This is a genomic window from Chloracidobacterium sp., from assembly GCA_015075585.1.
In the GTDB taxonomy this organism is placed as follows: Bacteria; Acidobacteriota; Blastocatellia; order Pyrinomonadales; family Pyrinomonadaceae; genus OLB17.
Map to the genome: position 1 here is coordinate 170656 of JABTUB010000001.1, position 12163 is coordinate 182818.

Sequence of the window (12163 nt, forward strand, 5' to 3'; positions counted from 1 at the left end):
GAAAGAACATCCGAGACGTCATAAATGCTTGATAATGGCAATGTTTGCCGTGATGTCGATCTTTGCGTGTGTGCTCCTTGGCTTCGGGCAAAGCAAGTACGAGTTTCGCAGGATCGACTCGGCCCGGGTGTCTTTCGATGTCGGCGAACCGGACCTTTCAGACGCTGAGCGGATCCGTGCGATCGTTGCGCCGCTCGCCGGAACGATATATTCATCGACGGCCGTCCACGATGCGATAACCGCCATCTATGACACACGCCTTGCCGCGTCGGTAGTGGTTACGGCATCGCTCAATGACAAGGGCGGTGTCGCGTTGGATTTCAAAGTTCGCGAAAAGACCAGGATCGACAGGGTAACGGTCAAGGTAGGCGAGACGGTCGGTGATAAGGTGACTGAGCAGGAGCTGCTCTTCAAACTCAATATTCTCGAATCGGGTGTCGCCGTTAGCGACAACGTCTTGCGTAACAATGTCGATCAGATACTTGAATACCTGCGTGAGCGCGGCTTTTATCAGAGTGAAGCTACATTTGTAAAGACCACAGCCGCGAACGTGAATGACATCAACGCCGTCTTCACGGTAACGCCGGGTGTACAAGCGAGGGTCGAGGGTGTCGAAATAAAGATCGACGGCTTTCCCGGTACGTTTTCGACAGAGAAACTCGGCCTTGAAGCGGGCGGCCTGTATTCACGCGACCGGCTCGACCGCGAAATGCAGACAATACGTAAGGTACTGCGTCAAAAGGAGTTCTACGCGCCGTTCATTGATGATCCGCGAGTCGTTTATGACAGCGAGAAGAACCTTATTTCAGTCTCGATCACGGGCAGGGTCGGGCCGGCCATCAAGGTTTCGATCGACGCAATGGGCAAGAAGCAAAAGGTATCCGAAGGGAGCCTGAATAAGCTGCTGCCGGTAAAACGCGAGGGTACGCTCGACTATGCGGCGATCGTCGAAGGCGAACGCAGGCTTGAAACGCATTTTCAGGAATTGGGCTACTTCTTTGCCGACGTCCGCGCCGTATGCTCGGTCGAACCGCAGCTCATCGACAGCAACGGCCAACCGATGGCGAACGGCAATGAGTTCCTTTGTTCTGCGCTCGGCAGTTCTGACCTAGCAGAACATAAGGTCGATATAAAATACAACGCTTATCTCAACCGCAAATTTAACCTACGGCGTATGACGATACGCGGCACGTCCGCAATGAGTATCGAGGACATCCGTACCGTGCTCTCCACACAGGAGGCAAATCTGCTCGGCGTAATACCGCTATTCGGCTACGGCCGCGGCTATACAAGCACACCAACGCTCGAGGCAGATGCGGCGACCATAGCATCGCTTATGGCGGAGCTTGGTTATCGCGAGGCTGAGGTTCATGTCAACCAAGGTGTCGGCATCACAAGCGACGACCTCATTATCACTTTTCAGGTGGATGAAGGCCCGCGGACATTCGTCCGCAATGTAACGATAGCAGGCAATAAAGCCGTTTCGGATGCAACGCTGCGTGCAGTGCTTCCGCCGCTTGCGGGCGAGGCATATTCGCGTGCGAAGTTCCGAAATGCGACGCGCAAACTCTCGGAATATTATTCGGAGCAAGGCTTTTATGACGCACGGGTCTCATTCACCGTATCTGAAGTGCCTGCCATTCCGAACAGCGAAACACGCCGGATCGATATCGAATTCAAGGTAGAGAATGAGGGTACGCCGGTACGCATCAACCGCGTGTTGGTTGACGGTCAAAAGAATGTACGGCCTTCTGCGGTGCTGCGGGCGTCGCCGCTGCGTACCGGCAACCTTCTGCGTTCGCGCGATGTCTATGCGACCGAACAGAACCTCTACGCGACGGATGCATTCGATAAAGTTACGGTCAAGCCGCGTGAGGTCGGCCGTACCGATTCCGGCGAGAAGCTTAGCGATCTTATCATCAACGTCTCTGAGCAGCCCGCAAGGCTTATGACATACGGCGGCGGCTTTTCGACGGAACTCGGCCCGAACGGCTTTTTTGATATCAGGCACGTCGATCTTTTGGGCAAGCTTTGGCAGGGCGGCGCACGAGTTCGCCTGAGCCGACGCCAGCAGCTTGCTCAGCTCGACCTGTTCAACCCGCGGTTCATCCGCGAAAAGGATAAGTTCGCGCCGCTGACCATTTCGGTTCAGTATCAACGCGACTCGACCGTAACGCGGTTCTTCAGGTCAGCTTTTGATAAAGGCACGTTCGGCATTGTGCAGCGAATTGATGAACATGGCGTGCCGATCGATGAATTCGGCAATGCCGCGGGCCGCCCTACGATCAACCGTCTGACGCTGTCCGCCGAGACGAGCCGGACGCTCAGCCGCCGCGACCGAAGCATCCTTTTCGTCCGCTACAGGTTCGAGGACGTCCGCCTGCAGAACATCGAAAGCCTGCTGATAAAGGATCTTTTGATGCCGGACAGGCGTGTTCGCATCTCGGGTTTCGGAGCGACATTTGCCCGCGATACACGTACGAACTGCACTCGTGCATACTCGCTGCTGGAGCTGATCGAAAAAGGTGAACTGGGAGATCCTTGCCGCTATAACGCAAGCGACCCTACGAACGGAAGCTATATCACCGCCGAATATAACGTGTCGATACCGCAGCTGGGGGCCAATATCGGTTTTCACAAGTTTCAGGCGTCCTATAACCACTATTACACGCTGACGAAGCTTCATAACACAACGCTGGCGGGGCGTGCGGTGATCGGCCTCGCTCAGGCGTTCTCGGCGCGGAACCGCTTTGGCACTGACCCGAATCTTCGAGATCTGAACGGGTTGCTGCCTGTCAGCGAGCGCTTCTTTGCCGGCGGATCAAATACGCTGCGAGGCTTTAATTTCGAAGAAGCGGGACCGCGCGTGGTCGTCGTTCCTGAGGGCACCTTCCGAAACAGCAGCGGCCAGATCGTTACGCTCGATCCTTTTACCATACCATTTGGCGGCAACGCTCTGGCCATCGTAAATCTCGAAGCACGAATACCGCTGACCAAGACGCTGCGAGCGGTGCCATTCTATGACGGCGGAAACGTCTTCCGGCGGATCGGCGACATCTTCAAGCCGCCTCAAGTTCCTGCGAACGACCTGCTGCGGCGGAATCTGCGGGCACTGTGGACGAACACCGTTGGGCTCGGTTTGCGGCTAAAGACGCCCGTAGGCGGTGAGTTGGGAGTGGATGTCGGCTACTTGCTGAATCCGCCGCAGTTCCTGATACCGCAGGGAACGGCGCCGCCCGCAACCTATCGGCTGCAGCAGACACAGATCCACTTTCGATTTGCACAGGCCTTCTGACGCGGTACGCCTCCGCTCACGCAACAACGTGCGTCTCATCCAGCTCGACAACGAATTCGGCTGACACCTGCGGAATGTGCGGATCTCCTTCGGCATTTATCACGTCGGCCAACTGTGCGGCGGGAAGCGATACCCGCGGGTCCCGCTGGCGCAGCTTGCGGAGCTTCTTTTGCTGATACATCGCACGGTCGGCCGCGCTTATCAAGTCCTCAAAAGTGGTTGTGCTGTCAGCGCAATATGCCGCACCGATGCTGACGCCGACGCGGGCCGACTTGTCTGCATTGACGATCAGCTCAAACTCGCCGACGGCTTTCTCTATACGGTCGCACACATCCATTATCACGGAGTTATCCGTCTCGGGTATCAACGCCACGAACTCATCTCCGCCGTAGCGTGCAAGGAAATCATACTCGCGAAGCTGGCCGAGAATGACCTGTGTGATCTCATACAACATCTCGTCGCCGGTCTGGTGTCCGAACGAGTCGTTAACAGCCTTAAAGCCGTCGAGGTCAAGCATCACGACCTGGAAACCCGCACGGTGGCGCTCAGCACGGGCGACCTCGCGATCGAACTGCAGCCGGAGGCTTCGCTCATTTGGCAGGCCTGTCATCGGGTCGGTCAGAGCAAATGCCCGTGCTTCTTCGTGCGAGCGTGATTTATAGATCGCGTCCGCCGCCAGCTGCGAAACGGTTTCGAGCAAACGAACATGCTCATCGCAATACGCATGGATCTTCTTTGAATACACCGAGATCGCACCGAGAAGTTCACCCGCGGACATCAGCGGCAGCGATACCATCGAAGTATATTCATCATCTACGTGTTCGAGTGAATGGGCGAAATCGAGATCCGGATTGACGTTCTTAACGCTTTCGCAGTGCTTTAGTACAAAGCCCGTGGCTCCTTCACCGATTCGGATCCGCCGCAAGCCAAGCACCTCGGCATTCTCGCCCTCAACATACACAGCGTCAGCATGCTGATATGTATCATCGACAAGATAGATCGCACATGTATCGAACGGGACGAACTCGGCGACCTTGCCGGCGAACATTGCAAGCGTATCCTGAATATTCATCACCGAGCCGAATTCACGAGCTATCTCGAACAAGCGGTTAGCCTCACGGTTGGCTTCCTTGATGTGGAATACGAATGAATCGCGTCCGTGGCCGGATCGTTCCGATGCCAACTCCGCCTCGTAGCTGAGGCCCGCTTCTTCGATCTCGGCCTCGAACGCTGTCAGATGTTTGAGAAAGACCTGGGCCAACACCGGATCGAACAGCTTGCCGGCGCCCTGAAGTATCACCTCGCGGGCATCTTTGCGAGAGCTGACCTTGAACATCGACCTCGCACTAAGCGATGTGTCATACGCATCGGCAATGGCGATGATGCGTGCGGAAAGAGGTATCAATTCCCCTGCCAAACCGTCCGGATAGCCTGTGCCGTCCCAGTTCTCATGATGCGACCTTACAGCAGGTGCGACCGGCGATTCGAATTGTATCGAATTAAGGATCGCCGCCCCGACCGTTGAATGTATCTTTGTTTTTTCAAATTCGATCGGTGTAAGCTCGTCACCCTTGTTGAGGATATGATCGGGCACGGCGAGTTTGCCGATATCGTGGAGAAGAGCGGCCGTTCGAAGCGCCTCGACCTCATCGCGGGACATACCGACGGCCCTGCCAAGCCCGACAGAATAGATCTGCATACGCCGTACGTGGGATGAGCCGCTCTGGTCGTGCGCATCGATCGCTGTGGCAAGGGCCTCAACCGTTGCGATATGTATCTTGTTGGTCTTTACAAGCTGTTCGTTCTTTCTCTCAAGCCGGCGGATGTGGATACGATAGGCTGCGACGGCGAGTACGCCGAATGGTGCAAGCAAAGCGGTTATCGCTCCGCCAAAATATAAATAGGCTGCGGCATAAACCACCAAGCTGAATGCGATCGCTGCGGCCAGCTTGGCCCTATTACCATTGTAGGAAGGTAATCTTAGCTTCATAACATTTGGCTGATACAAAAGTTCGCCGAACGAAGTACTGCCGTCAATGATCTAAACAAATCGCGTGCCAATCACGGCTGCGTAAGGATGGCCTTTGAAAAAACACACTTAGCCTGGTTGCAAGAGGGAACGACACAGTAAACTGATGTGTCAGAATGAAGGGATGCGTTGAAATACTCGGTCAAAATGACCGATGACGGCGATCTCGGTCAGAAATTGTCGTCATAGTCATCTTCGTAATCGTCGTACGCTTTTGAGCCTCTGTCATATTCATCATCATCGGCGATAGGATCGAGTTCGATCGGATCGAGACCGACGATGGTCAGCAAAGCGCCGCACTCATCACACGTGACAGTATCACCCTGCTCTGACTCGGCATCAACAAAAACTGATTCGGCACATTCGGGACAGACAGATGTCGGCATCTCTTATTCGGCTCCAAGGATCGGATGGTCTGGCTTGCCTCATTCTCGAATTTCAAGCGAGAATAGGAGCCTGTTATTCAATCTATCGCGCTCAGTATTGATTTGGCAAGGCAATTCTTACGAGTGCTGTGAATGTGAGCAAAATGCGTTTTCCATTTGAGATCGATCGCACAAAAGTTCTCGATGTCGTAGGCTTCGGCACGAACGCGGTTGACTTCTTGATCCAAGTTCCTGAGTATCCGAAATTCAACTCGAAGATCGAACTTTCCTCATATCTTCAGGCACCGGGCGGCGAGGCCGCAACGACGGTTGCCGGCCTTACACGGCTCGGGCTTAGAACGGCATATATCGGGCGTTTCGGCGATGATGCCGCGGGCCGCATCGGCCTGCAAAGCCTTGAGGCTGAAGGAGTCGACCTTTCCTTCGCTGAAACCGTTCCGGGCGTGGCGACACAGATCGCCTTTATTATCATCGATGAAAGATCAGGCGAACGCACCGTGATCTGGCAGCGGGAAGCCGGACTTTCATACACGCGCGGTGACGCTCCGCTCGCGGCGGCCGCAACGGGTAAGGTCCTGCATTTCACGCCGCACGACGTCGAAGCCTGCATAGCGATGGCCGCTGCGGCAAAACAAACCGGTACTATCGTCTCGATCGATGTTGACAACATCTTTCAAGGCATCGAAGAACTCCTCAGCCTCGTAGATATCCTGATCACGTCGGCTGATTTCCTGCCTAAGTTCACCGGAATAGCCGATCACGAGAATGCGTTGGCCACTATTCAGGAGCGTTTTGGCAGCGGCGTTGCGGGTGTTACGTTAGGCGAAAAAGGTTCGCTTCTGCGTGCAGGCGGCAACTTTGTCCGAACCGACGGTATGGCCGTTCCGGGCGGCTGCAAAGATACGACAGGTGCCGGCGATTCATTCCGCGTCGGGCTGCTTTACGGCCTGCTTACAGATATGACGGTCGAGGATGCGGCCCGCGCGGCAAATGCAGTCGCGGCATTAAAATGTCGCGCCCTCGGGGCAAGAACAGCACTTCCTAACGCCTCCGAGCTGTTAGAATTCCTACAATAAAAGTTCTGGACGAGAGCCGCTCGGCTATATTACAATGTAATAGAGCGTGGCCTCACGGCGCTCTTTCCTCACATCGCTGCCGCGTAGTTCCCAACAAATAAGCCTTCCTCATCCCCGCGATCATTTTGTATGGATTCCAAGATCGGATTGATCATTCAAATTGCCGGCGTATCCTTGATCACGCTCCTGACGTTATTCCTGCGTCGATCCCTGAACCTGGCTGCCCTGAAGTATTGGACGAACGCATGGCTTTTCCTTTCATTCTCACTATTTTGCCTTCGCCTGGCCTTTGATTACGACGGTTTTTCATACCAGTTATTCGGCTTTTACTTTCTCGCGCAGTACTTCTTCGGTTATCTCCTTGTTGCAGGATGCCGAAGCCTAAGGACAAACTCGGAATTGCGTCTTTCAACCGAGATATTTGCGATCCCATTTATTCTGGCCGCGTTCAGCCTGCCGTTCCTGAGTGAGGATGTAACACTCACGCTAAAAATCCATTCGGTCATAATGAGCGGATTCTTCGCTATCGCATTCTTTGCCGTATGGCAGAGCGGCATCAAGAGTTTCGGCAGCCGCGTGATGCTCGTAGCGTTGGGCCTGTTGATTATCGATCTTGCGCAGTCGCTTATCGTATTCACGCTGCGGCCTTGGTTAACGGTTCCGGCGGAATATCTCGGTTACAACGCGGTCGCCGATCTGGTGCTGCAGACGCTGCTCGGCTTCGGTATGGTGATCGTACTGCTTGAAAAGGTCCTTTCGGACGTCAAGACCGCGAATGAAAGGCTGCGTGAGGCACACGAGAAGCTTGAAGAGCTGGCCCACATCGACCCGTTGACGACCGCGCTGAACCGCCATGCCTTTCACGGCTATTTGGCAACGCACGGCGACGGCTCTTCGGGATCGGCCGGCTGCGTCGGCTTCTTTGATATCGACGATCTGAAAGAATTAAATGACGTTTACGGCCACGCTGCGGGTGATGCGGCCATCCGCGCTGTCGTCAGGGCCATCCGAAACGTCATACGCGCCGAAGACCTGATCTTCCGCTGGGGCGGCGATGAGTTCTTCGTAATAATGATCGGCCTCAGATCCGAGGCCGCTTTGTGCAGAATGTCGCGGATGAACGGATCGCTGTCGAGCATCATTCTCGACGGTGTTTATCAGCCGATCACGATCCGCGTCTCACACGCGTTTGAGGATTTCGCAAATATCGCCGAGATCGAGGCGGCCATCGAAAAGGCAGACGCCAAGATGTACTTGCAGAAACAGGAACACAAGCGGCTGTCGCCGCAAGCTTTGACAGCCGAGGAACCTGCCGAATTGACCGTCTGACATTGCGATGGATCAGAGCTTGTCGCTAAAAAATCCCGTTACTACGGCCCATGCATCTTTTGCCGCGGCTGCATCGTAAACATCCGGCCGCGTGTCGTTAAAGAATGCGTGGTCTGCATCATACACGAGCGAGGTTACCGGCAGCTCGAATCGGTCGGCGGCTCTTTCGAGTCCGGCGACCTTTTCCGGCGTGATCCAAGCGTCGCGTTTTCCCGAGATGAAAATTACCGGAGCAGTAAGCTGCCGGAGTACATCATCCTCGGGAATGTCGCCGTAGAAGGCCGCGCAGGCACTGATACCTTCCAATTCGCATGCCGAACGCAGTGCGAACGTGCCGCCCATACAATAGCCCGTAATGCCGAAGTGCGAAATGCCATATTTCTTGCGTGCGGCATCCATTGAGCACTTTATCGTGTTAACGCCGTCCTCGAAGGCCAATGCGTGCATCATCTTTGAGGCTTCAGCAGGATCGTCGGTCGAAACACCGCGATAAAGGTCGGGAGCAATGGCGACAAAGCCTTCGTTAGCATAGCGCCCCGCGATGTCCTTGATGTGGTCGTTAAGGCCCCACCATTCCTGCACGACTATAACAGCCTTTGCGGCCTCGCCTTCCGGCATTGCAACATAGGCACTTGAGCGGCCGTTCGATGTAGTAAAGTCGATCGTTTCTGTAATCATATCTCCAACGGGACGATCCGCGATCGGCCGGAAGGCCGCCCGTCCCTCGTCTCCTCTAAATAGTATTTTTCAATCATACTACACTTTCGACCTGCTAGAAGTACCTGATAGTATAGCTAAAACGCACACCTCGGCCTGCCTCCGGTGCAAGCCTCTTAATGAACGAGATGTGGTCGTAGTACAGCTTATTGGTCAAGTTGTATGCCGCGACAGAGAATATCTGAGCAGTGTGCTTGCCCGAGATCACGTACATTCCGTTCAGGTTCATAATGCCGTAACCCGCCGTCGGCGTTTCGTTCGTGAATGTTCTGTCTTGTCGTGCAACGCCGATGAATTCGGGCTTTACGGCTATAGACCGGAAATGGATATCAAGCCCGACGCGCCCGCGAAGCGGTGCTATGCGCGGCAGCGGCGTGCCGTTCGCGAGTTCGGCACTTACCTGATCGAGTCCCGATGTGAGGTTCAAAAACTTGTTCGCTCTAACATCAAGCGACAATTCGGTGCCGGCAAAGCGGCTGTTGCCTTGCGTATAGTTTGCGATCTCGAAACCGCTGCCGCTATCGAGCGTGCCTGACGGCGCCAAAAATACAAAGTTGCGAATGTGATAGTAAAAGTAATTTGCCTCAGCCTTGAACCGCGTGCTCTGATGCCGAATGGAAAGGTCGATCCCATCGCTCACCTCGGGCATGAGCGTTGGGTTGCCGACCTCGAAAAGAAGGGTGCCGTCGTGCGGGCCGTTGTTGTACAACTCATCCAGAGCCGGGGCACGATATGAGTGTGAATAGTTCGCGACGAACGCACCGCCGTTCCATAAGCCGATGCGGCCGCCGACAGAGCCCGAAGCTCCGGTGAATTCACGTTTCGGCAAGAGCACGTCCTGCGGGTCATACGCATTGCGCTCGATGCGGCCGCCGAATTGGAGTACGACGCGGTCGAACTTCAGCTCTTCAAGCCCGAATACTGACGTTTCTGTTTGCTTGATAGGCCCATTGATGAGAGTTTCGGTACCGACGGCCGAGAATTTGCGGCTTGATGCGTCAAAGCCGAAACGCCCCGTCAGCCTTCCGGCCTTCCGCTGCTCGAACATACCGCGTAATGAATTGACGTTATTCCGAAAGGTCGTACCGATCTCGTCGCCCTGCATCTCGTAGTGGCGATAGCGGCTCAGATCGGCCGTGATCTTAATATTCGTGATCGGCATCGACAGGTCGCTGTAGCCGAAATTCAGCCGCAGGTCGCCGCGCCGCATTTTTATCGAGCGGACCTCGGGGTCGGCCTCAAAGATATCGAGCGGTATGCCGTAGCGACTTTGATACTCGCTGTAGCTGCCGTTCACGAATGCTTTCTTGCCGTAGTATCCGAAACCTGCCGAGCCGGCCGCACTTCGCACCGATGAATTTTGGACCTTGCCGAAATTGCCGCCTGCGACTCGATCTCCGGTACGCTGCGCGCTGCCGTTGCCCCAAGCCACCCAGCGATCAGTTCCGTATTCCATGCCGCCTGCCGCCGATGCCTGCCGGTCAACACTGCTTCCGATGCCGGACAGAAAGCCTCGAAGCCCGGGATGTGCGCCTTCATCATGCCCGCTGACCGCATTGACAACGCCGCCCATGGCATTGCTTCCGTAAAGCAGTGTTGCAGGCCCTTTTACGATCTCGATGCGGTCGGCCGCCAACACATCTACCGGCTCGGCATGGTCACCCGACTGCGAACCGAGCGAGGCGACACCGATGCCGTCCGATGCAATTTTTACGCGGTCGCCGTCGAAACCGCGAATAACAGGCCGCGATGAGCCCGGGCCTGCTGAACGCTTAGCAACACCCGGCGCATTATCAAGAGCTTCGCCAAGGCTAATGCCGCCGCGCGCGGCAAGCGCCGTCGAATCAACACTGCTGACCGAGGCAATTGACTCAAAAGGTGTCTGTTCCGCACCGCTGGCGGTTACGGTAACTTCCGCGCGCACGCCGGCGAGCTGCATCTCTATATTCTTTGTTACGGTTTGGCCCGCAGCCACCGTAACCGGGTCTTTTGTGTCGGAAAAACCCTCGAGATGGGCGACAATTCGATAAGTTCCTTGCGGAACATTCACAAAGGTATAAACGCCTTGGTCGTCGGTGGCTGCTGAGCGGCTCAGCTCGACGAGCTGCACCGAAACGCTGTGCAGCGGGCTTTTATCGCTGCCGTACGTAACACGGCCTGTGATCACGCCGGTGGTTTGGGCGTTGGCGGAAAAGGAAAGGGCAATAATGGTTAAAAAGGAAAATATCGTGTATCTCATATCATCGGAACCGGAGCGGCAGGCCGATGCCCGCCATGCAGGAAACGCCATTTCAGGCGCAAAAGAGGCGCAATGCGAAACATGCCTGTTCAGGCATAGTGCGGTCCTTTATGCGGTCGGTTCCGGCGGATGAAATAGAGGGTCAGGCGGCCTGAAAAGGGCCTGTGCGTCGTAGAGTGGCTTTACGCCCTGTTTGATCACAGGGGCTTCGACGGTTTTGGTGAACAACTGTGCGAACAAGGCGTTATGCGAGCCGGCATCGTGTCCGCGGACGGGGCTTAGATCGTCCTGCCGTTTCGAATCCGAACACAAGATCATCGTCGCACACGGGTCTTCGTGGCCGCTGTCTTTGGCGGTGACTGAGGCATCCGTGCTGTGGTGATAGCCGGCACGGCAGATCGCGCCGTGCGATACGAATTCGAACATAAGCAGAAGCAGAAAAAAACCCGCGAGGATCTTGATGAACTTTGCTTTATCGATCGTCCCTTTCACAATGGTTTACAATTGCGTTGTTCGTGAGGTTAGATGCATTAACCGTTGATCTGGTTTTACGAAACTCGTTGATAAGAGGTTTCAACCATCTGTGTATATGAGAACGCTGTTTCTGATGAGGCATGCCAAATCGGAATGGGGCGATGCATCGCTTGCCGATCACGACCGCCCGTTGAATGAACGCGGCAGACGCGCTGCCGCTGCCATCGGCAAGTATATGCGGGCGAACGGCCTCATCCCCGAAGCGGTGATCACATCATCAGCGATACGGGCATGCAGTACCGCCGAACTTGTGATCGCTGACAGCGGTTGGCCGATCACGATCGAACCTCGCATCTACGAAGCGACTGTCGGACAGCTCCTTGACCTCGTGAACGGCCTTTCAGATATGCTTACGACCGTTATGTTCGTCGGGCATGAGCCTACGATGTCGTCTTTGACCGCACGTTTGACCGATGTTGGGGTGTCGATGCCGACCGGCACGCTTGCTGGCATAACCTTCGACGCCGCTTCGTGGAGCAAGGTTACGATAGGCAGCGGGAACTTACGCGAACTGATCCACCCTCGCAGCATCGAATGACGCCCTTGCCCCGCTGTCGG

9 protein-coding genes are annotated in these 12163 nt (G+C 55.4%); 4 read left to right on the forward strand and 5 right to left on the reverse strand.

Annotated features, from left to right (window positions below; genetic code table 11):
* Positions 1-34: 34 nt before the first annotated feature.
* The gene (locus HS105_00800) at positions 35-3295 is read left to right on the forward strand and encodes a BamA/TamA family outer membrane protein (GenBank protein MBE7515140.1); all 3261 of its coding nucleotides are present in this window, start codon (positions 35-37) and stop codon (positions 3293-3295) included.
* A gap of 16 nt (positions 3296-3311) precedes the next feature.
* On the opposite strand, the gene HS105_00805 is transcribed toward HS105_00800, so the two are convergent.
* Positions 3312-5285 carry a diguanylate cyclase gene (locus tag HS105_00805; GenBank protein ID MBE7515141.1) on the reverse strand — a complete coding sequence of 658 codons (1974 nt, stop codon included), beginning with the start codon at positions 5283-5285 and terminating at the stop codon, positions 3312-3314.
* 209 nt (positions 5286-5494) lie between these two features.
* Positions 5495-5710 (reverse strand): hypothetical protein, encoded by a 216-nt coding sequence (locus tag HS105_00810; protein MBE7515142.1) that lies wholly within the window; start codon positions 5708-5710, stop codon positions 5495-5497.
* A gap of 143 nt (positions 5711-5853) precedes the next feature.
* Here HS105_00810 and HS105_00815 point away from each other — a divergent pair, with 143 nt between their 5' ends.
* Positions 5854-6786: a carbohydrate kinase family protein gene (locus tag HS105_00815; GenBank protein MBE7515143.1), complete on the forward strand. Its 933-nt coding sequence runs from the start codon at positions 5854-5856 to the stop codon at positions 6784-6786.
* 129 nt (positions 6787-6915) lie between these two features.
* Entirely contained in the window at positions 6916-8115 is a 1200-nt protein-coding gene (locus HS105_00820; protein MBE7515144.1) for a GGDEF domain-containing protein, read from the forward strand.
* Positions 8116-8127: 12 nt separating this feature from the next.
* Here HS105_00820 and HS105_00825 read toward each other — a convergent pair whose 3' ends face one another.
* From HS105_00825 to HS105_00835, 3 genes are all read right to left on the reverse strand, one after another.
* Positions 8128-8793: a dienelactone hydrolase family protein gene (locus HS105_00825; protein ID MBE7515145.1), complete on the reverse strand. Its 666-nt coding sequence runs from the start codon at positions 8791-8793 to the stop codon at positions 8128-8130.
* A gap of 94 nt (positions 8794-8887) precedes the next feature.
* Positions 8888-11071, reverse strand: a complete 2184-nt coding sequence (locus HS105_00830; GenBank protein ID MBE7515146.1) for a TonB-dependent receptor — start codon at positions 11069-11071, stop codon at positions 8888-8890.
* Positions 11072-11179: 108 nt separating this feature from the next.
* Positions 11180-11563, reverse strand: coding sequence for a hypothetical protein (locus tag HS105_00835; GenBank protein MBE7515147.1), 384 nt, complete (start codon positions 11561-11563; stop codon positions 11180-11182).
* Between the two features lie 115 nt (positions 11564-11678).
* Between HS105_00835 and HS105_00840 the strand changes: the two genes are divergently transcribed.
* Positions 11679-12143, forward strand: coding sequence for a histidine phosphatase family protein (locus tag HS105_00840; GenBank protein MBE7515148.1), 465 nt, complete (start codon positions 11679-11681; stop codon positions 12141-12143).
* Positions 12144-12163: the final 20 nt, after the last annotated feature.